The 22,346-nt window shown below is 45.4% G+C and carries 22 protein-coding genes; 9 read left to right on the top strand and 13 right to left on the bottom strand.

The features are described 5' to 3' along the window. Positions 1-7 precede the first annotated feature (7 nt). Positions 8-1,441, bottom strand: a complete 1,434-nt coding sequence (leuC, locus tag FTV08_RS09900) for a 3-isopropylmalate dehydratase large subunit (RefSeq protein WP_180087226.1) — start codon at positions 1,439-1,441, stop codon at positions 8-10. A gap of 261 nt (positions 1,442-1,702) precedes the next feature. Between leuC and FTV08_RS09895 the strand changes: the two genes are divergently transcribed. The 3 genes from FTV08_RS09895 to ovoA all read left to right on the top strand — a co-directional run bounded on the left by FTV08_RS09895 (position 1,703) and on the right by ovoA (position 5,330). Next, positions 1,703-1,939, top strand: a complete 237-nt coding sequence (locus FTV08_RS09895; protein WP_005107971.1) for a DUF2061 domain-containing protein — start codon at positions 1,703-1,705, stop codon at positions 1,937-1,939. A 190-nt stretch (positions 1,940-2,129) separates the two neighbouring features. Further along, positions 2,130-3,005, top strand: a complete 876-nt coding sequence (locus FTV08_RS09890) for a LysR family transcriptional regulator (protein ID WP_004278498.1) — start codon at positions 2,130-2,132, stop codon at positions 3,003-3,005. Between the two features lie 150 nt (positions 3,006-3,155). Next, positions 3,156-5,330: a 5-histidylcysteine sulfoxide synthase gene (gene ovoA, locus FTV08_RS09885; RefSeq protein WP_180087225.1), complete on the top strand. Its 2,175-nt coding sequence runs from the start codon at positions 3,156-3,158 to the stop codon at positions 5,328-5,330. 49 nt (positions 5,331-5,379) lie between these two features. Here ovoA and FTV08_RS09880 read toward each other — a convergent pair whose 3' ends face one another. Beyond that, a complete protein-coding gene (locus tag FTV08_RS09880) occupies positions 5,380-5,628 on the bottom strand; it encodes a DUF2789 family protein (protein ID WP_004278500.1) in 249 nt (82 codons plus the stop codon). Positions 5,629-5,788: 160 nt separating this feature from the next. Further along, positions 5,789-6,439, bottom strand: coding sequence for an HAD family phosphatase (locus tag FTV08_RS09875; RefSeq protein ID WP_005250603.1), 651 nt, complete (start codon positions 6,437-6,439; stop codon positions 5,789-5,791). A gap of 182 nt (positions 6,440-6,621) precedes the next feature. Here FTV08_RS09875 and FTV08_RS09870 point away from each other — a divergent pair, with 182 nt between their 5' ends. From FTV08_RS09870 to FTV08_RS09860, 3 genes are all read left to right on the top strand, one after another. Further along, entirely contained in the window at positions 6,622-7,104 is a 483-nt protein-coding gene (locus FTV08_RS09870; RefSeq protein ID WP_004278502.1) for an RNA pyrophosphohydrolase, read from the top strand. Between the two features lie 89 nt (positions 7,105-7,193). Continuing rightward, on the top strand, positions 7,194-9,491 hold the full coding sequence (gene ptsP / locus FTV08_RS09865; RefSeq protein WP_005250601.1) for a phosphoenolpyruvate--protein phosphotransferase: 2,298 nt from the start codon (positions 7,194-7,196) through the stop codon (positions 9,489-9,491). A gap of 42 nt (positions 9,492-9,533) precedes the next feature. Next, positions 9,534-10,034, top strand: coding sequence for a hypothetical protein (locus FTV08_RS09860; RefSeq protein ID WP_005245903.1), 501 nt, complete (start codon positions 9,534-9,536; stop codon positions 10,032-10,034). On the opposite strand, the gene FTV08_RS09855 is transcribed toward FTV08_RS09860, so the two are convergent. Then, a complete protein-coding gene (locus tag FTV08_RS09855) occupies positions 10,031-10,210 on the bottom strand; it encodes a hypothetical protein (protein WP_004729442.1) in 180 nt (59 codons plus the stop codon). The two genes, FTV08_RS09860 and FTV08_RS09855, sit on opposite strands and share 4 nt — an antisense overlap. Positions 10,211-10,830: 620 nt before the next feature. On the opposite strand from FTV08_RS09855, the gene FTV08_RS09850 reads away from it, so the two are divergent. The 3 genes from FTV08_RS09850 to FTV08_RS09840 all read left to right on the top strand — a co-directional run bounded on the left by FTV08_RS09850 (position 10,831) and on the right by FTV08_RS09840 (position 13,290). Beyond that, entirely contained in the window at positions 10,831-12,351 is a 1,521-nt protein-coding gene (locus FTV08_RS09850) for a catalase (protein ID WP_180087224.1), read from the top strand. 95 nt (positions 12,352-12,446) lie between these two features. Then, a complete protein-coding gene (locus tag FTV08_RS09845) occupies positions 12,447-12,890 on the top strand; it encodes a thiol-disulfide oxidoreductase DCC family protein (protein WP_180087223.1) in 444 nt (147 codons plus the stop codon). After that, positions 12,880-13,290, top strand: coding sequence for a DoxX-like family protein (locus tag FTV08_RS09840; RefSeq protein ID WP_071850443.1), 411 nt, complete (start codon positions 12,880-12,882; stop codon positions 13,288-13,290). Before FTV08_RS09845 ends, FTV08_RS09840 begins: the two co-directional genes overlap by 11 nt. Here the strand turns inward: FTV08_RS09840 and FTV08_RS09835 are convergent. The 9 genes from FTV08_RS09835 to hcaE all read right to left on the bottom strand — a co-directional run bounded on the left by FTV08_RS09835 (position 13,280) and on the right by hcaE (position 22,229). Continuing rightward, positions 13,280-14,335, bottom strand: a complete 1,056-nt coding sequence (locus FTV08_RS09835) for an MBL fold metallo-hydrolase (protein WP_085064260.1) — start codon at positions 14,333-14,335, stop codon at positions 13,280-13,282. The genes FTV08_RS09840 and FTV08_RS09835 overlap by 11 nt on opposite strands. A gap of 406 nt (positions 14,336-14,741) precedes the next feature. Then, the gene (locus FTV08_RS09830) at positions 14,742-15,677 is read right to left on the bottom strand and encodes a cation diffusion facilitator family transporter (RefSeq protein WP_005261714.1); all 936 of its coding nucleotides are present in this window, start codon (positions 15,675-15,677) and stop codon (positions 14,742-14,744) included. A 181-nt stretch (positions 15,678-15,858) separates the two neighbouring features. Continuing rightward, positions 15,859-16,764, bottom strand: coding sequence for a DMT family transporter (locus tag FTV08_RS09825; protein WP_180087222.1), 906 nt, complete (start codon positions 16,762-16,764; stop codon positions 15,859-15,861). A 168-nt stretch (positions 16,765-16,932) separates the two neighbouring features. Then, positions 16,933-18,159, bottom strand: coding sequence for a 3-phenylpropionate/cinnamic acid dioxygenase ferredoxin--NAD(+) reductase subunit (gene hcaD / locus FTV08_RS09820; RefSeq protein ID WP_180087221.1), 1,227 nt, complete (start codon positions 18,157-18,159; stop codon positions 16,933-16,935). 4 nt (positions 18,160-18,163) lie between these two features. Next, positions 18,164-19,129 (bottom strand): 3-carboxyethylcatechol 2,3-dioxygenase, encoded by a 966-nt coding sequence (locus FTV08_RS09815; protein ID WP_044111819.1) that lies wholly within the window; start codon positions 19,127-19,129, stop codon positions 18,164-18,166. Between the two features lie 73 nt (positions 19,130-19,202). Then, positions 19,203-20,018 carry a 3-phenylpropionate-dihydrodiol/cinnamic acid-dihydrodiol dehydrogenase gene (gene hcaB, locus FTV08_RS09810; protein ID WP_004278515.1) on the bottom strand — a complete coding sequence of 272 codons (816 nt, stop codon included), beginning with the start codon at positions 20,016-20,018 and terminating at the stop codon, positions 19,203-19,205. 2 nt (positions 20,019-20,020) lie between these two features. Continuing rightward, entirely contained in the window at positions 20,021-20,347 is a 327-nt protein-coding gene (gene hcaC / locus FTV08_RS09805; RefSeq protein WP_004278517.1) for a 3-phenylpropionate/cinnamic acid dioxygenase ferredoxin subunit, read from the bottom strand. Then, positions 20,347-20,865: a 3-phenylpropionate/cinnamic acid dioxygenase subunit beta gene (hcaF, locus tag FTV08_RS09800; protein ID WP_180087220.1), complete on the bottom strand. Its 519-nt coding sequence runs from the start codon at positions 20,863-20,865 to the stop codon at positions 20,347-20,349. Before hcaF ends, hcaC begins: the two co-directional genes overlap by 1 nt. Continuing rightward, complete coding sequence (gene hcaE, locus FTV08_RS09795) at positions 20,862-22,229, bottom strand: 3-phenylpropionate/cinnamic acid dioxygenase subunit alpha (protein ID WP_180087219.1); 1,368 nt, start codon at positions 22,227-22,229, stop codon at positions 20,862-20,864. The genes hcaF and hcaE overlap by 4 nt, the downstream gene beginning before the upstream one ends. Between the last annotated feature and the right edge of the window lie 117 nt (positions 22,230-22,346).

Here is a 22,346-nt window from a genome sequence, read left to right as displayed (position 1 = left end):
GTACCAATTAAAATGAACGGACATCAACAAAGTGACCTGCGATCGCAGCAGCGGCTGCCATGGCTGGACTCACCAGATGAGTACGACCGCCATTGCCCTGACGACCTTCAAAGTTACGGTTCGAAGTCGAGGCACAATGCTCGCCTGGTTGTAACTTGTCAGCATTCATCGCCAGACACATTGAACAGCCAGGTTCACGCCACTCGAAGCCCGCCTCGACAAATACCTTGTCCAGACCTTCCGCTTCTGCCTGAGCTTTGACCAGACCAGAACCTGGAACGACCATCGCCTGTTTGATTGAAGATGCGACCTTACGACCTTTGATCACTTCGGCTGCAGCACGGATATCTTCAATACGCGAATTGGTGCACGAACCGATAAAGACACGATCCAGTTGAATCTCAGCCAAGGCCTGACCGGCATTTAAGCCCATATATTGATAAGCACGGTTCCAGTCATTGCGTTGTACATCGTCTTTGGCTTGTTCTAAAGTTGGTACTGCTTGAGACACTGGAATGACCATCTCAGGAGAAGTTCCCCAAGACACTTGCGGCTCAATTTCTTCACCTTGCAACACGACCACGGTATCAAAATATGCACTTTCATCTGAATGCAAAGTATTCCAGTAAGCCACTGCCTGATCCCACTGTTCCGCAGTCGGAGCATAAGGACGGCCTTTAACATACTCGATAGTTTTGTCATCGACAGCGACCATACCCACGCGTGCACCGGCTTCGATCGCCATGTTACACACAGTCATACGACCTTCAATCGACATGTCACGGAAGACCTGACCACCGAACTCAATCGCGTGACCAGTACCGCCTGCAGTACCAATCTTGCCAATAATCGCCAAGACCACATCTTTCGGTGTTACGCCCTGACCTAATTTGCCATCGACGCGTACCAACATGTTTTTCATCTTCTTTTGAACCAGGCATTGGGTCGCCAATACATGTTCAACTTCGGATGTCCCGATACCATGCGCCAAGCAGCCAAAAGCACCATGTGTTGCGGTATGCGAGTCACCACATACCACGGTCATGCCCGGTAAGGTCAAGCCCTGCTCCGGTCCGACCACATGCGCGATGCCCTGACGGATATCGTTAATATCAAATTCAACAATATTAAAAGTCTTGCAGTTATCATCCAAGGTTTGCACCTGGATGCGCGAAGTTTCATCTTCAATTCCGGCAACGCCCTGCTCACGCTCTTTCTTCGAGGTCGGTACGTTATGATCCGGTGTGGCAATGTTGGCACTTAAACGCCATGGCTTACGCCCGGCCAATTGCAAACCTTCAAAGGCCTGTGGAGAAGTCACTTCATGTAATAAGTGACGGTCGATGTACAGTAAGGCAGAACCATCATCACGTTGCGTTACTAAATGGTCGTCCCACAATTTGTCATATAATGTTTTTGCTGTTTGGGTTGCGCCTGCCATGTCGATGTACTCCACTGGACTGGGTAAATTCTTTCTCTGATTTTGATTATATCGCTGCAATCACATAAATCTAATTTATCATTTTTATCAGTTAAAAAACTTTTTGGAATCTTTTAAAAGCTGAATCAAATCAGACTTTCACTTTATTTTCATAAATCTAATTTTCCGATTAATTTATTTAAAATATTCGTTTTTACAAACTAAATGAGAATTATTATTATTTCTTCATCGACAGAGATGATGATTTTGAGGAACTTCGACATGGCACATATTCAGCGCTTTGTAGACAATAACCAGCGCATGTTTAAAAAGACTTTCAGCTACTACATTATGCATATTACCGTAGCGATGATTGTGGGTTATTTGGTGACTGGCAGTCTGACGATGGCGATTGCCTTGAGTTTATTAGAACCAACGGTACAGGCAGTGGCTTTCTTCTTCCATGAAAAAATCTGGGAGCGTAATAACCAACAGCAGAATGAGGACATTACCGTCTAAACTCTTCGGTCGAGGTTCCTGATAAAAGACTACCTTTATAGGTGGTCTTTTTTAGTTTTAAAAATGCCAAGGCTTTGAAAATGTATAGTAATTCAGCACTGCAACATAGATGAGCTAATTTTGCTTTGATTTATTCTTAAAATATAACAATAATATATTTACACATAAAAATTCTTTATAGGTGGTTAAGATGAATCTCGCAGCCTTTGAAGCCTTCGTAAAAGTCATGGAAACCGGTTCGATTTCTCTGGCCGCAGATCAGCTCTTCATTACCCAGCCTGCTGTTACCAAACGTATTCACAGTCTGGAAGAATACTTTGGGGTCAAGCTGTTTGAATCTGCCGGACGTGGCGTACAGGCCACTCACGCGGCACACTCTCTGTTGCCTAAAGTGAAAAACTGGCTGAATGAACTCGGTGATATTCATTATACCTTGAGCCATGAACAGGGTCAGGTACAGGGCAAACTAAAAATTGGTACCAGCCATCATATCGGCCTGCATCATCTGCCGAGTCATTTGCGCCGTTATGTCCAGGAATATCCGGACGTGACCCTGGATGTGCATTTTGTAGACTCCGAGCAGGCGCATGAACAGGTGATTGCCGGCGATCTGGAACTGGCATTTTTAACCTTGCCGCCACGGGGTGATGCGCGTCTGAATTACGTGACCATCTGGAATGATCCTCTGGTCTTTGTGGTGGCACCGTTTCATCCACTGGCACAGCAAAAAAATCTGTGTCTGGAAGATTTGCTCGACTACCCGAGCCTGTTGCCCTCATCACAGACCTATACCTCGCAGATTACTTTGGCCGAGTTTGAAAAACAGGGTATTAAACCAAAAGTCAGTATGAGCAACAATCCGCTGGAATCAATCCGGATGCTGGTATCAATTGGTTTGGGCTGGTCTGTCCTGCCCAAAACCTTGGTCAATCATGACCTGCACCAACTAGATATTAATCTGGAAATGAACCGTCGTTTGGGCATGGTTTGGCATCCGGGTCGTACTCAGTCCAAAGCGGCTCAGGCTCTGGTTCAGCTTATGCAAGGCGCCTCTCTGTCTATTTAAGCCGTTCCTGAATATGCTGCATCCAAAACGGTGCAGCATTTTGTTACCTAAATACACCCCATCTGGCGATATCTTTCGAGTATTTTTAAGACAATTCCATTCTTTTGCAGTGCAGAGGAATGCTTAAAACTATTCGATGGAGCCTGACGGATGCAGCTCGATTCTCCCTTAAAATCCCACTCTCAAGATAAAACCAATACAAGCAGCCTATGGCTTTCGGCCAAACCGATGCTGCTGCCCACGCCGGCACTTGATTTTGCCGATGAACAGACTGCCCGGCACTGCCTGCGCGAATATTTCCTGAACACCTTTGACACCTATGAACAACTGTTTGAATGCCTCAAACATGAAGATGCATTTTTCATCAAGCCGATTACTTTACGTCATCCGCTAATTTTTTATTTTGCCCATACCGCCACTTTTTTTGTCAATAAACTGCTGCTCAGCAAGCTAATTAGCGAACGCGTAAATCCGCATTTTGAAAGTATCTTTGCAATCGGTGTGGACGAGATGAGCTGGGATGACCTGGACGAAGTACATTATGACTGGCCCAGTGTGCAGGAAGTCCGTGATTATCGGCATCAGGTACGTGCCCTGATCTTGAGCATTCTAGAACATGCTCCGCTGACTCTACCCTTAAACTGGCAAAATCCTTGGTGGACGATCATCATGGGCATCGAACATGAACGGATTCATCTGGAAACTTCTTCCGTGCTGATTCGCCAGCATGCTTTGGAGTATGTACGCCAGCATCCGCAGTGGCGTGCCAATATTATTACCGGCATGGCCCCGGATAATATTTTGCTGGATGTGCCGGAAGGCAAAGTGCATTTACAGAAAGATTTTAACCATCCATTTTATGGCTGGGACAATGAATACGGCCGGCATGAAGCCGAGGTTGCAGCTTTTGCAGCCTCCAAATATCTGGTATCGAATCAGGAATTTCTGGCCTTTGTCGAAGCTGATGGCTATCAGACCGAACACTACTGGAGTGAAGAAGGTCTAGGCTGGCTGCAATTTTCACAAGCTGCTCATCCCTGTTTCTGGCGCAAAACTGAATTAGGCTGGTCACTGCGATTGATGCTAGAAGAAGTGCCGATGCCTTGGGACTGGCCGGTAGAAGTGAATTATCATGAAGCCAAGGCCTTTTGTCAGTGGAAATCCCAACTGCTGGGAAAAACCATTCGCTTGCCGACTGAAGATGAATGGTATCGCCTGTATGCAGTTTCCGATCTGGATTCAGATTTACCGAGCCCTGAACAGGCCAATATCGAGTTGAAATACGGCACCAGCTCCTGTCCGGTCGATCATTTCAAGCAGGGCGATTTTTATGATATTCAGGGCAATGTCTGGCAGTGGACTGAAACTCCGATCTATCCATTTCAGGGTTTTCAGGTGCATCCGCTTTATGATGATTTCAGTACACCAACCTTTGACGGTCGCCATAACCTGATGAAAGGTGGCTCCTGGATTTCGGCGGGCAATGAAGCTTTATATAGTTCCCGCTACGCCTTCAGACGGCATTTCTTTCAGCACGCTGGTTTTCGCTACGTCGCCTCTGATCAGGCACTGCAACATTTCCCTTCGAACTATGAAAGCGACCAGCTGGTCTCCCAATATCTGGAATTCCAGTACGGCCCCGAATATTTTGGTATCGCTAATTTTGCCAAAACACTGGTCGATCTGGCACAACCCTATTTTCAGCAAGTGCCATGTCATCGTGCCTTAGATATTGGCTGTGCTACCGGCCGCGCCAGCTTTGAACTGGCACACTATTTTGATCAGGTGACCGGTCTGGACTTCTCAGCACGTTTTATCCAGCAGGCAGTCTATTTGGCTCAAGGCAATAGGGTACGTTATCAGCTGCCGCTAGAAGGTGAATTAAGCGAAGAAAAAAGCTGTTCACTTGAAGATGTCGCTTTGGAACAGTTTGCGTCAAAAACGGAATTTTTTCAGGCCGATGCCTGCAACCTGAAAGCACATTTTAGCGACTATGATTTTATTCTGGCAGCGAACCTGATTGACCGGCTGCATCATCCGAAAGACTTTTTATTGCAGATTCATAAACGTATCAATATAGGTGGAATTTTAATGCTGAGTTCGCCCTATACCTGGCTGGAAGAACATACGGCGCGTAGCGAATGGCTGGGCGGTTTTCAGCAGGATGGGGAAAAGATCACGACTTTGGCTGGTATTTCCAACATTTTAACCCAGCACTTTGAATTGGTGGCCGAACCCCAAGATGTGCCTTTTGTGATTCGAGAAACGGCCAGAAAGTATCAACATACCCTGTCACAAGTCACGATCTGGAAACGGATTCGCTAAAGGTAAGGTCATAGTCTAAAAAAGCCAATCATACGATTGGCTTTATATCTTATCCTTCACTGGTTGAATTTTCATGCAAGGATTCATTGAGTTGATCTACCACAATCGCCCATTCGCCATCAGAGGCTATTTTCTCGCTTAAAAATTGACGTTGTGCCTCTGACCAATACGGCGCATCCAGTAAAGTCAGATCTTTATGCAATTGATGCTCGTGAATAAATGTTTCAATACCTTCTGCACTGGCATCCAAGCCAAGCTGTTGGAACAGATGTGTCATACGTGGTCGAACGTGAGTCATATCTCATACCTCAGAATCTACTATTGTTATCATGTCCTGTTTTTCGAGCATAGCATGTCTGATTCAGCTGGACTGTGAAAAAACATTAATATTCAAATGAGGCAAATAAAAAGCACAACCGAAGTTGTACTTAATAATCACATCAATGAGTTCGGAGTGATTAGATCGACCAGTCCTGTATTTTCCAACCCTGTTCTTGGGCTAAAGTTTCCAAGCGATCATCCGGATTGACTGCAATCGCATGATCCGCATATTCCAGCAAGAAACGGTCATTAATAGAATCTGAATAAGCCCAAGACTCGGTTACGTCGCGGCCTTCCAGCCATTGTTCCAGACGCACCAGCTTGCCTTGCTGATAGCATGCGGTATTGATGACTTTACCAGTATATTTCCCATCAATGACTTCAGCATTGGTGGCAATAATTTCAGTAATTCCGAATTCACGAAAAATGGGTGCGGTAATAAAGTCTGAAGTTGCGGTAATCCCCACTAAGGCATGCCCTGCTTCACGGTGGCGCTCAATGGCTTTAAAACCTTCAGGACGCATTTGTGGACGAATGACTTTTTGCATGAACAGTTGATGTAATTCAGTCAAATAATGATTGTCATGTTTGGTCAGAAACTGGAACACAAATTCATTATAGGCATAAGGATCCAGCTGACCTTTTTTATAATCGTCATAGAACTTGTCATTCATGGCGCGATGCTGAACTGGATCGACCAGGCCCTCACTGACCAAAAACTCTCCCCAAGAATGATCCGAATCCGTGTTTAACAAGGTGTGATCGAGATCAAATAGCGCCAATTTCATGAAAATACTCGTTAAAACTGAAATTTAAGAAAAAAATTGTAAATCTATCTCCGCTAGTCGATAGAAATTCGTTAAGATCATAGCAATTTTAACATTTTTAAACTTTGCTTTTTTCGAGTTGGATAACGAAATAATGCTCCCCGATGGCAAAGGCATAAATTAAACAATTTTTAGGTAGCCAAATGATCGACTCTGAAGGTTTCCGACCGAATGTCGGGATCATTTTGGCAAACGATGCTGGACAGGTTTTATGGGCAAAACGCATTGGTCATAATGCATGGCAATTTCCACAAGGCGGGATCCAATATGGAGAAACCCCTGAGCAGGCACTCTATCGTGAGCTGAGAGAAGAAGTTGGCTTATTGCCCGAACACGTCCAGATAGTCGCGCAAACCAAAGGCTGGTTGCGCTATCGTTTGCCGCATCGATACATTCGTACGGACTCTGATCCGGTCTGTATCGGTCAAAAACAAAAGTGGTTTTTACTCAAACTCACGGCCCCCGTTCAGCATATTCAGTTGAATCTGTCTGATCCGCCCGAATTTGATCAATGGCAATGGGTCAGTTACTGGTACCCACTCGGTCAAGTCGTGAATTTCAAACGTGATGTTTACCGCAAAGCCCTGGTGGAGTTGTGTCAGCAACTACCCCAGCAAAAACCTTAAAAAATCGCATAAATAATGCAGATTTTTTACGCGGCTATTGTTATAAATAAACTTAATCACTGAAATTCTGAATAGACGGAGCAGACCTTATGTCGAATATGCAACTGGACACCTTGAGACGTATTGTTCAGGAGATCAATGCGTCCACCAGTTTGCATGAATCACTCGACATTATGGTCAAGCATGTGGCCGAGGCCATGCAGGTTGATGTCTGCTCGATCTATCTCCTCGATGAACGCAATCAGCGTTATCTGCTCATGGCGTCTAAAGGCCTGAATGCAGAATCTGTCGGCCATGTGTCTTTGCAGACCGGTGAGGGTCTGGTGGGCCTGGTTGGACAACGTGAAGAAATTGTCAATCTGGACAATGCCCCTAAACATGAGCGCTTCCTGTTTTTACCTGAAACCGGTGAGGAAATTTATAACTCCTTCCTCGGTGTGCCGGTGATGTACCGCCGTAAGGTCATGGGTGTACTGGTGGTTCAGAATAAAGAATCACAGGACTTTTCTGAAGCTGCTGAATCCTTTCTGGTCACACTCTGCGCGCAGCTTTCTGGCGTCATCGCCCATGCCCATGCCGTTGGCAATATCGATGTATTCCGTAAGCCGAGCAACCTGCCCGCCTATAAAACCTTTCAGGGAGTTTCTGGCTCCGGTGGCATTGCCTTAGGTCGTGCAGTGATTCTCTATCCGCCAGCAGATCTTGCCGCAGTCCCTGACCGTGAAGCAGATGACATCAGCGAAGAACTGCAGCTCTTAGATAACGCGCTAAATTCAGTCCGTGAAGAAATCCAGTCACTGGATGACAAAATGCAGGATGCGTTAATGGCCGAGGAACGCGCACTGTTTAGCGTGTTCTTGCGTATGCTGGATGAAAATGCCCTGCCTGCAGAAATCAAGGCTTTTATTCGTGAAGGTCACTGGGCACAAGGCGCCGTGCGAATTGTTATTGACAATCATGTGGCACAATTTTCCCAAATGGAAGATGATTATTTACGTGAGCGGGTAGCGGACTTAAAAGATCTGGGCCGCCGTATTCTGGCGCGCTTACAGGAAGCCGATGCCAGTCACCGTGAATTGACCGATGAAAGTATTCTGATTGGTGAGGAAATTTCGACGGCTGCACTGGTTGAACTACCTGTAGATAAAATTGCTGCGATTGTCACTACCGAAGGCGCCATGAACTCACATATGGTGATTGTGGCGCGTGCTCTTGGTATTCCGACCGTGGTCGGCGTGACCGAACTGCCGATCAACACCCTCGATGATGTAGAGATGATTGTCGATGCACATCAGGGCCGGGTCTTTATTAATCCCCCACGTCGCCTGCGCAGTCGCTATAAAGAAATTCAAAAAGAAGAAGAACAGCTTGCTAAAGATCTGCGCCAGTACGAAACCAAAGATGCGATTACCCCGGATGGCGTGGCGGTCAAACTCTACGTCAACACCGGCCTGATGATTGATGTGGTGCGTGGCGTGCAGCGTGGTGCCAAAGGTGTCGGTTTATACCGTTCTGAAATTCCGTTTATGTTGCGTGACCGCTTCCCGGGCGAGGAAGAACAACGTGCGATTTATCGTCAGCAGCTCAGTCACTTTGCCAATAAACCGGTGGTGATGCGAACGTTGGACATTGGTGCAGACAAAGACCTGCCGTATTTCTCGATTGAAGAAGAAAACTCGGCACTCGGCTGGCGTGGCATTCGTTTTACCCTGGATCATCCGGAAATTTTTTCTTCACAGATTCGCGCCATGCTCAAAGCCAGTATCGGACTGAATAACCTGCATATTCTGCTGCCGATGGTGACCAGTGTCAGCGAGGTCGAGGAAGCGCTCTATCTGCTGGAACGTGACCATGCGGCGATTCAAGAAGAAGAACAGGTCAAGGTAAATAAACCAAAACTCGGCATCATGGTGGAAGTGCCGAGTGTGCTTCATCAGATTGATGAATTTTCCGAACTGGTGGATTTCTTCTCGGTCGGCTCCAACGATCTGACCCAATATCTGTTGGCTGTGGATCGCAATAATCCACGGGTAGCCAATGTCTATTCACATTTACACCCTGCAGTACTGCGTGCCCTGACCCGTCTGGTGCAGGACTGTCATCGTAATGAAAAACCGGTCAGTATCTGCGGTGAAATGGCGGGCGATCCGCTGTCTGCAGTTTTGCTCATGGCCATGGGCTTTAATACCCTGTCGATGAGTTCCAGTAATATTTTGCGGGTACGTAAAACCATTTGTCATGTTCCGATGAGTGATGCACAAGAATTGCTGCAACATGTGTTAAAAATGGACAATCCGCTCATGGTAAAAAGCTGGTTAGAATATTATTTCAGAACCCATGGTTTAGGGGATATGGTGAAATCTGCATCACGTATGGTGAGTGCCTAATACGGGACTTTTTCCAGTCCCTCGACAGTGGTAGAGGTGGTTATGGAATTTCTGGTCATCCTGTTCATGATTGTTGCGGTGTTCTATGTGGTCATTCTTGCACCGGCCTTGGCTGCCCGCAAAGAAGCTCATAATTCCGGTTCATCTTATATACGCCCCGCCAGCAATCGAGCAATGAGCTATGCCGATCGGCCTAAAATGACTCCATTATTGGGCATTGAAATTTCGGCATCGCAACGGCGGCGTTTAGGCAGAGATGACCCCTCCGTCATTGCTGCCAGACTCTATCACCAACAAAAAGATCAATTTGCCAGTTTTCAGCAGGCCAGACCACAGCCTCATTCCCCTCACCACAAAGCACCAGTGCAAAGCAAACTCAATAAATTCTTTAATGACTTAATCGCGGATGAATCGACAACATCATCCCGGTATCCAAATCAATATTCGCAAACTCGTAACAACCGACCTGTCGCCCCGCTCTCTCCAGTTAAAACTAATCCTAAGCAGCCCCCACGTCGTCCCCAGCCACCTTACAGACCTTAAGCGGCCATTAAAAAAGGGCGATCTTCCATGGAATATCGCCCTTGTCTGTGCTTGTTGTAGCCACGTTTTGCATTTTTCTTTCGGTCTACAAAGACCTGGCTTTTGTTGACTTCATGCATGTGTTTTGCCACAAAATTGTGGATCACCACCTGCTCGGCTGTTTTTTTCTTGGCCATTTTACTCTCTATGTGATTTTGAGGAAGGAGTGAGATAATTATAGGGCCGACTGATTAATTTTCAAGCATATTTGCCAATGCTTTTTTAAAAATAAAGACCATCTGGATAGGATTTTCTGTATGCAAAAATGCGAGCTATAGCCAGAAAACACCCTTATTCCATTCATTATTTTTATGGGTTTCTTCAGACCAACAAAACTTAATTAAAAAACCATTTAAAATAAATCAGTTATAAAATTGTATTTTAAATGATACTTTTCACTTATTATTTTTATCCTTTGATAAAAACATATTATGGACTTAGATATTGTTATTTTCGTTTAATCCCATTCATTATTCGAGTTATTCAAAATATATAGAATTTGATATTGTCACAGAGTGGAAAACCCGTTACTTTTTAAGAGTAACCATTTAATTTTCAACATTTTAAACTTTATTAAATTTAAAAATATTTTTTGAGTGAGCTCACTCAATTATACCCTGAATTCCGTTTTGTGCTGTAACACCCTTTATTTAAAGATATTGTAAATATAGCGAAACCTGATCTGATTAGCATATATCTCAATATTTTATGAATACTAGGTAAACGACATAAGATATTCAAAACTTGGAGAGGAAAGATGAGCCAAGATTTTAAAAAATGCCCTGTCACCCACCTGACCACTGAAGCTGGTGCCCCTGTGGTCGACAACCAGAACAGTATGACGGCAGGTGCGCGTGGACCTTTACTTGCCCAGGATTTATGGCTGAATGAAAAACTGGCCAACTTTGTCCGCGAAGTGATTCCAGAGCGTCGTATGCATGCCAAAGGTTCAGGTGCTTTTGGTATCTTTACCGTGACCAATGATATTACCCAATATAGCCGCGCTAAAATTTTCTCTGAAGTCGGCAAAAAAACCGAAATGTTTGCCCGTTTCTCAACAGTGGCGGGTGAACGTGGTGCGGCCGATGCGGAACGCGATATTCGCGGTTTTGCCTTAAAATTCTATACTGAAGAAGGCAACTGGGATCTGGTCGGCAATAACACCCCGGTGTTTTTCCTGCGGGATGCGCGCAAGTTCCCTGACCTGAATAAAGCAGTCAAACGCGACCCGAAAACCAACAAGCGCAGCGCCACCAATAACTGGGATTTCTGGACACTGTTGCCTGAAGCTTTGCATCAAGTGACCATTGTCATGTCCGACCGCGGGATTCCGACCGGTTACCGTCATATGCATGGTTTTGGCAGTCACACCTTCAGTTTTATCAATGCCAAAAATGAACGCTTCTGGGTAAAATTCCATATGCGTACCCAGCAAGGCATCCAGAACCTGACCGATGCTGAAGCTGCAGACTTGATCGCCAAAGACCGTGAAAGCAGCCAGACCGACCTGTTTGATGCCATCGAACGTGGTGACTATCCAAAATGGAAAATGTACGTTCAGATCATGCCGGAACTGGAAGCCGAAACAGTGCCTTATCATCCATTTGACCTGACCAAAGTCTGGCCAAAGGGCGATTATCCACTGATTGAAGTCGGTGAATTCGAACTGAACCGCAATCCGGAAAACTATTTCCAGGATGTAGAACAAGCAGCCTTTGCACCAAGCAATCTTGTACCGGGTATCAGCTACTCACCGGACCGTATGTTACAGGCACGTTTAGTGAACTATGCCGACGCAGCGCGTTACCGTGTTGGCGTGAATCATTCACAGGTTCCGGTCAATGCTGCACGCTGTCCTGTACATTCGAATCGCCGTGATGGTCAGGGCCGTATGGATGGCAACTATGGTTCATTGCCACATTACGAGCCGAACAGTTTTAGCCAGTGGCAGGAACAACCGGAATTCAGAGAACCGCCACTGAAAATCACCGGTGATGCCGATTTCTGGGACTTCCGCGAAGATGACAATGACTACTTCAGTCAGCCCCGTGCCCTGTTCAACCTGATGAATGATCAGCAGAAACAGGCACTGTTTAATAACACGGCCGGAGCGATGGGTGATGCGCTAGATTTCATTAAATACCGTCACATCCGCAACTGTTACGCTTGCGATCCAGCTTATGGGCAAGGCGTAGCACAAGCACTCGGCATGACTGTAGCAGATGCCCAAACAGCACGTGAAACTGATCCAGCCAAAGGTTTGCCTAGCTTTCTCTAAGCCAGTTTAGACATGTACAAAAACCACCTTCGGGTGGTTTTTTATTGCGGCATCAAGCACTATAGAAGCAAGTCAGCACAAGAAGAAATACAACAATGCATCCGAATATTAAAGACATCATTCAACAACACGACATCATTGTGTTTGATGCTGTTTGCATGATCTGCAATGGCTGGGCACGGTTTTTAATTAAATACGATAAGAAGATACAGTTTAAACTGGTTTCCGCCCAATCGCCTTTAGGTACAGCACTGCTCGAACATTATCAGATGCCAACCGAACATTACACCACGATGCTCGTCATTCAAGATGGCACACTCTATACGGAATCGACTGCCTTGCTGAAAGTACTGCAGCATCTCGGTTTTCCTTTTAATTTAATGAGTGCAGGTTATTTGGTTCCGCGTTTTATCCGCGACTTTCTGTATCGTGTGATTGCTTTAAATCGTTACAAGCTATTTGGTAAAACCGAGTATTGCCTGATTCCATCCAGCGAAAATAAACGCCATTTTCTGGAAGAAGCTGTTCGTGAATCCTAAACCTGTATTCCTACAACCACTGCGTACTATCCAGCTGACTTTGGTCATACTATGGCTCTATCAGGGACTCATTCCAAAAATTCTGTTCCAATCACCCGCTGAAATTAGCATTTGGCAAAATATGGGTTTTGAGCTGGCACTGGCCAAAGTCTTGGTTGGACTTTCCGGAGGATGTGAAATGCTATTTGGCTTATGCTTTCTGAAATGGAACCGGTCCATACTCTTGCATGGGTTGAATATTATCGGACTTGCTGGATTACTACTGCTGATTGCATTCACAGCCCCGTTGCAACTTACTGCAGCATTCAATCCTGTGGTGATGAATACCGCCATGCTGATGCTTTCTGTAGTGGCCATTCAACTCATCCAACAGGAACAGAGTAAAATATTTAAACAATAATTCGTTTGCCTTCACGTATGCAATAAAACGGATTAATCAACTTGGAAGAATGCTTGATGATCTCATGCAACTCATGTTCCGGCGCATCCCGGTCTTCATCCGTGAGCTGAAAAGTACGGTAATGAATCGCCAGTGAACATTTGGCCTGCAAGTCATGATGGGCATGAAAGGCATCTTCCGGATTCATATGGATCGCGCGCATCAGTTCACGCGGTTCATACGCTCCTATCGGGAGTAAGGCAATTCGCGGTGCACCCAGACGTTTACGAATTTCTTTAAAATGTGAGGCGTAGCCACTATCTCCGGCAAAGAAACAATGTTCCTTGCCATGTAATAAAGAAAAGCCTCCCCAGAGTGCGCAGTTCTGATCGCGCATACCGCGCCCTGATGCATGTTGAGCCGGCGTATAGACAATCCGGATCTCTTCAAAAAAGGCATTTTCCCACCAGTCCATTTCACGCACGGTATAATGTTCTGGCAAATACCAGGCATTACCCAGACCAGTATAAATAGGCATCTCAAAAGTGTTGTGCAGCCATTCCAGACTAGCCAGATCCATATGATCATAATGGTTATGGCTGAGCAGTACGGCATCAATCTGAGGTAATTCATCCAAGGCAATGCCAGCCGGAATGACCCGCTGCGGCCCTGTAGAAGCCGATGGACTGGCATATTCAGCCCAAACCGGATCGGTCAGGAAGTTATAGGGGCCGATCTGAATTAATGTGGTTGCGTGACCAATAAACCAGACTTGCCAGTCATCCAGAGCTGCATCTGGACGCTGCTGTGGCAATGCGCGTGGACGAGAAAAAAACTCGGCACGCTCTTCATCAAGATTAACATTCCAGGTTTTGGATTTTCGGGTAATGAGCCATTTGTATAAATCAAAGCGACCACGCGATAGAGAAGCATGCTCAAGATTACGAAACTGTTTTCCGTCGAAATGATCTGAATGCAGATACTCAAACACTGGCTTAGACCAGAGATGTTTCCAACTGGATTCCGTGATTAACTGGAATTTTTTAGTTTTGAGAAGATCTTGCATAAACATCCACTATTTATTATTCGCTATATGCAAGACAACAACCTCTTGAAATGGTCAAGCGGTGCATCTTTTAATGAGCATACAAACTAAAAACAGGCACACTGCAACATAGTATGAAATCCGTCACAGAAAATCATGTATGTTTTTGTTATTTTTAGCAAAAAAATGGCATTTCATCGGCCTTATGGCTGGCTGAAGTCTTGGATTATCTAGAAAAATATTGCTCTTGTCCTTCTGTCTAAAAATACAAAATGATACTCAATATTTATAAGCCCATGCTGACAAAAGCATGTCTGCCCATTGATGATTTTATGATGAAATTCGCCATACCTCAGTATCATCACATCAATTGTGCGAGAAAGGCAAGTTGAGATCAAAATACCAACCTCAAGCGTTTTTTAGATCTTTATACACGACCTTGAGTTCGTTCCAGCCATACGGCCTTGGTTTGGGGTTTCACAAATAAAGCAATAATTTCCGGGTGCAGCTGTTTAATCTGCGCTTCGATCCGGTTGACACAGGCTTCAATTTCATCAGAAGTTAAATCATCTTTAAATTCCAGACTCAATGATGCAATGACTTGCTGCGCACCCATCTGCTCAGTCAATACCCCATTAGCACTAAAAACTGCCGCATCCTGTTGAGCAATGTTCAATACATCTTCACGCAGTTTTGGATCTGCCGTTTCACCCAGTAACAAACCTTTGGTTTCACGTGCCAGAAACCAGGCAGAAACCGCCAGAACAATACCAATTAAAATCGATGCGGCACCGTCCAATTCAGGAATATTCAGTTGATGCGCCAGAAAGATACCGACCAGAGCAATCACCAAGCCGACCAGGGCGGCAGTATCTTCAAATAACACGGTAAAGGTCGTTGGATCTTTACTGTGTCGAAATGCTTCAAAATATCCCAGATTTCCCTTTTGTTTACGAAAAGTTTTTAAAGCCACTGACCATGAAAATCCTTCAAAAAGAATCGCCAGACCTAGCACAATATAATTGATCAATGGATCCTGCATGACTTCAGGCTGAAGAATATGCTGTATCCCCTGATAGATGGATACAATCGCACCCAACGCAAAAACCATCAATGCCACAATAAAGGCCCAAAAATACAGTTCACGCCCATAACCAAAAGGATGTTTGGCATTTGCAGGTTTTTCTGATTTTTTCATCCCATACAGCAGTAAAATTTCATTCAAGGTATCCACTACGGAATGAATTGCTTCACTGAACATGGCAGAACTATTGGTTATATAGGACGCAACAAATTTAACCAGCGCGATCGCCAGATTACCAAACAGGGCTGCATAGACTACGATTTTATTGGATTCAGACATCCTGACACTGTCCTAAATAAGCTTGTGCAAGCTTGAATGATTTATGTATCAAAATCTTAATCATTTATTTTTGAAAGTTGTTTTACAAATTGTTGCTTAGTCGTGATCTCTCACGTTGTTGAATCACTTTACTCTCCACTCAAATAATAAAAGGGCTTTCGCCCTTTTGGTTTTTACAGTTTTAATGCTTGGAAAAATACTGCTCGCGCCACTCTTTCCAGAAATACATGATGATCCCGAACATCACCACAGCAATTCCCGCAAAAGCATGACTGCTGATAATTTCATGATTTAAGGTTGCTCCCAATACCAGAGCGATCACCGGCGTCATCACATTACTCAATGAAACGGTCGAAGCATTTAGACGGCGAATCAGCCAGAAATAACACAGCATTGCCACAATCGAAGACATGATCATGGTAAATACAAAACCGATCATTGCCTGTGTGCTAGGCAACTGAGTCGGCATATGTTGCCAGATAAACGGCACTAAAATGACTGAACCAGCCGCGGAGACCAGCAATGACCCCGTCGCTTGCGACATCGGACTCAAGGGTGCACTAATCTGTTTAACCCAGAAGATTGAGCTGATATAAGACACCATACTGATCAGCATCAGTACCACACCCCAAGGATTAATCTTGCTGTCTGCCGAGTCGGCAAAAACAAAACATAAACCGGCGACGGCCACTGCCATGCCGAGCCATTGCAGCCAGATCAGTTTATGGGTTTTTAAAATCACATGACCGATTAAACCGGCGATCAGCGGTGAAAAACCCAAAATTAGCGCCATCAAACCTGAGGTCAGATAATTGGCCGCCAGATAAATAAACAGCTGCGCACCGATTAAATTCAAACTGCCTGCCAGATAACTTTTCATTGAAGTGCGGTCAAAAGGCAGCGGGTCGCGCATGATCTTCAGCAGGAACAACGCAATAATCGAGGCACCAAAATAGCGAATGATCAGCACCCACATCGGGTGAATCTCGGCCACGCTCCAGACAATCGCCAGTGGCGTTGCCGCCCAGATCAGCACCAATAAAGCGTAAATACTTGCCGTGACCGGCAATGAAGATGAAGAACTCATAAGTCTCCTAAACGAGGCCAAGAAGTTCTGGATCAGCAACTTCAAAAATAGCGTATAGCGAATTCATGCTGAGATGAAGTTTTAATTTTTGATAAATTCATCAAGTTTCGTGCATAAAAAACAGACCTATGCAAAACATAGGTCTGTCCCAAGATATCTCAATACGACTTAAGCAATTTTGCGTAAGTCTTGCGCGATATCTAAATGTTTTTCAACATCAAACGCCGTATTTTTGCTGATCATTTTTTTCAAATGACGCATTTCTTTGGCTGCATTCACGGTAATCCCGCCAACGATCTGACCATCAGTCACACCGTACATCACGAATGAATTGTCTGCACCTTTGGCTGCATCCATTTCACCACGGATATGCCATTCAGCTGCGGCCATATCGCCGACAAACTGGAAGTTGATATTCAGCTGATCCGTCCAGAACCAGGCCGGATTGGCTTTCGGATGTTCCACACCCATCACGTGACGCGCGAAGATGCCTGCCTGAAGGTTGGCATTTTCCCAGGTTTCCACACGGCGGTGATTGCCACAGTCACGTAACTGGGTCGCAACATCGCCCGCTGCATAAATATCAGCATTCGAGGTTTGGCAGTGTTCATTCACTTTGATCGCAACATCAACATCCAGACCTACATCTAGCGCAAGCTGTGCATTTGGCACGATTCCGATTCCGTAAACTACAGCATCAGCACACAGTTCTTCACCGCCTTCCAGCGTTACCACGACTTCTTCACCATCTAAACGGCAATCTGTAATCTTGGTTTCAAGACGCACATCGACCTGGTTTTGACGATGCTGCTCTAGCAGGAATTCGCTCAGGATTTGTGGTGAACAACGACCCATAACCATCGGACCCATTTCGATCACAGTCACCTGACAGTCTTTGTAACGTGCAGATGATGCCAACTCAAGACCAATCACGCCACCACCGATCAGGATGATACGGCGACCGGCTTGAAGCACAGGTACCAGCGCTTGTGAATCTTCCAGGTTACGCAGGGTATAGACGTGTTTGCCCAAAGCATCGAAATTAGGCAAACGGCGCGCTGCACCCCCTGTTGCAAGCAAGAGTTTGTCGTAAGCAACAACATCACCGTTCAGGAGTTCAACCGTTTTCGCTTCGGCATTGATTTTCGCTACGCCATTTCCACGAATTGTTTCCACGCCTAAATCTGCCAGTTTCTGTTCTGACAGGATTTCGATCTTGGTCTCTTCAGGTTTTAGAATCACATCTTTAGACAACGGTGGACGCTCATAAGGAAGATGGCTTTCATCACCAATTAAGGTAATTTTGCCTTCATACTTGTTGCCACGAAGTTCTAAAATTGCGCTCGCACCTGCCTGGCCAGCACCTACGATCACGATATTGTTTACGTTGCTCATTTTCTTAACCTTTTAACTCTGCAGATACGATACCGAAGCCGGCAATCCATTCGCTGATGTCTTCATAGCAATGCGTGGTCATTTCATACTCACCCATTTCGCTTAAGGCAGCGAAGGCAGCCATCCAAGAACGGACTTCCTGACCACCACGACCACCATCACGGCGAATTTCAGCTTCAGTCATCGCTTCTAATGTTGCAAAATCAGCGTTCTTGAAGGTTTCTAGCAGGGCAATATCCCATTCGGCATTCAGAGGCACGGCAACTGACGTATCCCCTGCTGCCAGCTTTTGACCCACCGCAATAATTTTGGATTGACGTGCATGACGTGCTTCAGGCGTTGGATAACGGCCTGCAATCAGGAACTCTTCCACTTCAGGTGGTACAGCACCCATTTGTGGTGTAGGTGGATCATGTGACAGACCACCGGTACCTAAAACAAGCACACGCTCATTTTCAAGGTTTAAAGACTTGATGTATTGACCCACAGCACGGCCCAAAGCGATGGTACGCTTGGTGGTTGGCATCGGTGCTGCAGCGCCATTAATAAAAATTGGAATCGTTGGATAACGGTCAAGTTTGCCTTCACACAGGAAATGTAAGGGCTGAGTCACGCCATGGTCGGCCTGCATACGGTATGAGTAAGCAACATCCACGCCTTCATCCAGTACACGTCGAACCAGATCTAATGCCTTGTCTTCAGGTACATCAATGTGGTCATTGTCCTTGCCATAATCCCAGTCACCTGCAGCTTTGGCACGAATACCGACGCAGAAACTTGGCATCAGGTCATAGAAGAAACCATTAAAATGATCTGGACCAAAAGTGATGATCAGGGTTGGGTCGTAAGCTTTTACTTCAGCAGAGAGTTTTTCAAAAGCAGCACGAACTTTTTGCTCTTTTGATTGATCTTGAGGTGAAGCAAATTCCATTAAAGGACTGTGCGATGCACAAATAAGTTTAACGGCCATGAGAGACTCCTAGAAGGAAAGCAGCCCTGAGAGAAGAGGCTGCCGGTAAGTCCATTTGAATGAGACTAAATTTTTATTCGTCAAAGAAACCTGCACGTGGCTGACGTAGGCCACGAATACCCAGACCGCATTCTGCATTAATCAGAACACCAGTCAAAGGACGGTTGTTTTGACGAGATGCCAAAAGCACGTATGAACCAGTCATGTCTTCCGGTTCAGGCAAGAAATTCAGTGGCATGCCACGTGCAATTTTCTCAGGATCACGCGCATCGAGCAGGCCCACATTTTCCTGACCCAGCGATGCCGCACCTTTGATATTCACATTCATACCTGACGGCGCAACCGCGTTCACTCGTACTTTAGGCGCAAGCTCGTAGGCCAGTTCTTTCATAATGCCCACCCCTGCATGCTTGGATGCTGTGTATACAGGGCCTCCGCCAGCGGAGTACAGTGCCGAATTAGACAAAGTAAATATGATAGAACCTTCAGAAGCGATCAATGCATCCAGTGCAGCCTTCGCACCGAGGATCAGAGATTTGGTATTAATGCCCATAATCTCGTCAAAGGCTTTCTCCAGCTGCTCACCTGAGGTATTGACGATATCGGCATAGTGATCCCAGATACCGGCATTACCAACGAAACAATCGAGTTTACCGAAACGTTCTACAGTTGCTTGAACTGCACGAACGTTATCTGCATAGCTGGCTACATCACCTTCGATCGCAAGAACTTTTCCACCGAAGTGTTCATTTAATGCATCCACTTTAGCTTTTGAACGTTGAAGAACCGCAACTTGTGCACCTTCCTCAATAAAACGCTCGACCAAAGCCCAGCCTAAGCCTGAACCACCACCAGTAATAAGTGCAACTTCGCCTTGTAGCCAACCCATGCTTACTCTCCTGCCATCTCTACAAACAATTGACCATCTTCAACAATCACTGGGAACGTTTTGATTGGATCAGTTGCAGGTAGACATAATGCTTCACCTGTTTTTAAACAGAAACGAGCTGAATGTAATGGACATTCAACAGTACCGTCATCTTCAAGGTAACCTTCAGACATTGACGCATTACCATGACTGCATTTATCGTTCATAGCGAAGAATTCACCGCCATTGTTAAATACAGCCAGCGCTTCGATACCGTTTACGCCACAATCTACTTTTAACGCTTCGCCTTCGTCTAATTCGTCAACTTGGCAAACAAAAATCTTATTCATTAGAAGAACACACTCAGGTTATGTGAACTGTAAGTAACTTGGTCAAGCGTGATCTTACGGTTGAAGATCTGGAAGTCGAGGCCGCCTTCAACTTTACGGATCTTGTCATGGCGTTTACCGCAGTAAATGACAATGTCTTTCTCTTTTTGCGTACGATATAGCAAATAGGTTACGTACACGTCGTATTCGCCTTCAACTTCAGTTGGCTCTACGATCACGTTGCTCACCATGTGGGTGGTACGTGATGGAGGCTCTTCAGCCCAAGCCATACCGGTTTCCAGACGCGCTACACGACGCTCTAAAAGGTCTTTCGAATCGTTGAACACCCAAGTGGTAGGTGGTTCAACTGAACGACGACGGTCACGGGTTTGTGCGTTTGGTGTGGTACGTAGCGTGTAAGAAATATCTTCAGCTAACGTGTCTAACCACTCGCGGAATTTCCAATCGTCTAGCAATTTTGCTTCGCGATACAGGAACTGACTAATTTGGTGATGAAGTTCTAAGCTGATTTGACTCATTTCATAAGCTCCTTCTCATATTCGTCAGCTGCTTTTTCCACGTCTTCCCATTTTTCATGGATCAATAAATCTGCCCAGCGGCGGTACATACCACGTGCTGCAGTTTCAGAGAAAATGTAGTTGGTGATACCCGGGATACCATCTTCACGTACTTTTTCGTTGCCTTTACCCATTTCCATAATGAGTTTGTTTTGACGCGCTTTATAACCACGTAAAACTTTTTGGATCTCGATCCAGTTTTCAGAGTCATCTTGCTCCAGGAAACCGGCTGGACCAAAGGCACGCGTTGCAGAACGTTCAAATGCTTCTTTCACTTCTTGAGATGCTTCAGCATCAGCAATACAGAATGCCCACACTTCAGTTTTGTTTGGACCACGTGGGTGCCATACGCGAAGTGTTGCAGTACCGTTCAACCAAGACAAAGTTGGGAACATGGTGTTGTGACCTGCAAGACGCAATGCACGAGTCTCGCCTAGGCGCTCTTTAACTTCGTCATAAGTTTCACGGAAGTAGTTGGCAACTTCACCGTCAACCCATACGTTTGCGTCTGGTTTCTCTGTGAAGAAAAAGCCTGAACCGTGACCACGTGAACCGTACTGGATCGCGTCTTTGGCAGTTTCCCAAACTGGACGAGCAGTTTGCGCAGCACCTAATTTTTTAGAAGATTCGTCGTCTGGTTTCGCGCCCAATACTTGGATCGCAGAAGCGTGAGAGAACAAGGCGTGATATTGGTCAGATGCAAACTGTTCCGCTGCAAATTTCCAGTTACACTCGATTTCCCACTTGTGTACACCACCAATGATTTCAGTACCACCTGGACGACGGTCAACAACGCCATCTAAATACCAAGCGATATCGCCCATGTAGTCGATTAAGTCAGGTGTGGTTTCATCCCAACAAGCGAATACCAAGCCTTTGTAAGACTTCACACGATTCACTTCAACCAGACCCCATTGCTCTTTACATGCACCATGCGGGTAAGCACGATCTTCAAGCGGGATATCTTTTAAAGAACCGTCAATGCCATATGACCAGCCGTGGTATGGGCAAGTAAATGCACGGGTATTACCACAGTCAGCGAAGCTCACACGCATAGAACGGTGACGGCACTGGTTTAAAAATGCTTTGATTGAGCCGTCTTTTTGACGTGCCACAATGATTGGATCTTCACCCATGTAGGTATTGAAGAAATCACCAGCCTTAGGAATTTGGCTTTCATGGCAAAGGAATAACCAAGTACGACCGAAAACACGTTCGAGTTCTAATTCGTAAATGTCAGGATCTGTATAAACAGATGGCGTAATACGTCCATTTTGTGCATCGACTAAAGCATCGATTTCGCGCACATCAATTTTTCCACTCATGAAAAGCTCTCCTGTGACCTATCTTTGGCACAAAGTAATAGACTCAACTTTTCAACGATGATGGATTTGACAGCGTTTTTCGGGAAATATTTTTTTTGTTTCAATTAAGAGCTTAAA

The organism is Acinetobacter sp. YH12226 (assembly GCF_013417805.1).
Classification (GTDB): Bacteria; Pseudomonadota; Gammaproteobacteria; order Pseudomonadales; family Moraxellaceae; genus Acinetobacter.
Note: the sequence above shows the minus strand (reverse complement) of the source record. Positions and strands in the feature narration are given on the sequence as shown.